Here is a 768-nt window from a genome sequence, read left to right as displayed (position 1 = left end):
AAAAAAGAGGTCATCTGACATGAAAAAGACACGTTATACCGAAGAACAGATCGCATTTGCCCTGAAACAGGCTGAAACCGGTACCCGGGTAGAGGAAGTGTGCAGAAAGATGGGTATTTCTGAAGCCACTTTTTACAATTGGAAGAAAAAATTCGGTGGTATGGGTGTGACGGAACTTCGCCGCCTGAAACAGCTCGAGGAAGAAAATCAGCGTCTGAAGCGCCTGGTGGCAGATCTGAGTCTGGACAAAGAGATGCTGCAGGAGGTCATCAAAAAAAAGTTCTGAGACCGGCCCAGAAGCGGGAAGCGGTAACCTGGTTGCTGGAGGCCTACCGTATCGGGCTGCGGCGTGGTTGCCGTCTGATGATGCAGAGCCGCACGGTCTACCACTATCAAAGCCGGCGTGACGACCGTGCAGTCACGCAGCGGATAAGGGAAATAGCGGAAACCCGCGTCCGTTACGGTGTGCAGCGTATACATATCCTGCTGCGCCGGGAAGGCTGGCTGATTAACCATAAGAAAACCCACCGTATTTATTGTCAGGAAGGGCTGAATCTGCGGACAAAGCGGCCTCGGCGACATGTCACAGCCAGGCACAGACAGGAGCGTCCGGCAGTGACGGCAGCCGATCAGTGCTGGAGTATGGATTTCGTTGCTGATAATCTGTTCAACGTGCGCCGGATCCGGGCGCTGACTGTAGTCGATAATTTTAGTCGTGAATGTCTGGCGATAGAAGTTGGACAGGGTCTGCGGGGTGACGATGTGGTT

Annotated in this window: 1 pseudogene; it reads left to right on the top strand. The window is 53.3% G+C overall.

Annotated elements, in window-relative coordinates:
- Positions 1–19 precede the first annotated feature (19 nt).
- Positions 20–768: pseudogene (locus tag GN208_RS17835) on the top strand (IS3 family transposase); the annotation flags it as partial.

Source organism: Morganella sp. HSTU-ASny43, assembly GCF_022819185.1.
Lineage (GTDB): Bacteria > Pseudomonadota > Gammaproteobacteria > Enterobacterales > Enterobacteriaceae > Morganella > Morganella morganii.
Note: the sequence above shows the minus strand (reverse complement) of the source record. Positions and strands in the feature narration are given on the sequence as shown.